Source organism: Bartonella sp. MR110HLJHH (assembly GCF_042194225.1).
GTDB lineage: Bacteria > Pseudomonadota > Alphaproteobacteria > Rhizobiales > Rhizobiaceae > Bartonella > Bartonella grahamii.
The window spans coordinates 1-529 of sequence record NZ_JBHIMQ010000118.1; the positions used below are offsets into that span (position 1 = coordinate 1).

The following is a 529-nucleotide window of genomic DNA, read 5'->3' on the forward strand; positions in this document are numbered from 1 at the left end:
AAATATTATTTGACAATAAATACGTATTTTGTTATATAAATAATCAAGTGATGAAAACACTTAAACCGTAAGCGGATAGGTTACGAAACAGCCTCTCCCATGTCTTTAAAATACTGGCTATCTTTTATGCTTTTGTTAGTATATGAGAATTTTGTCGGGCGTGGTTATGCCATACAATACCCATTTATGGGAAAAGCATAACAACGGACTTACGGCCGTGTTTTCAACGCCCGATGCTCTTATAGAGTGTCAATTGAAAACGTTATTAACCCGTAAGGTTTTAATTATGAAAAATATCTCAAAAATCCCCCCCGTTATCTCTAATATTGCAAATGAAACCGCCCCTGTTAATCAACAACAGCCTGCAAAAAAATACGAATTTAGCAATGAAAAATTTACTTTTGATGGTCTTACTTTACACCGTATACGTGCTCTAAGAGATTTTGATGATATTAAGGCGGGAGACCTCGGCGGTTTTATTGAAAATGAAAGTAACTTATCCCATGATGGCAATTGCTGGGTCTATGAT

At 35.5% G+C, this 529-nt stretch carries 1 pseudogene; it reads left to right on the plus strand.

The features are described 5' to 3' along the window. Positions 1-286 precede the first annotated feature (286 nt). A pseudogene (locus ACFIKB_RS09680) lies at positions 287-529 on the plus strand (hypothetical protein); the annotation flags it as partial.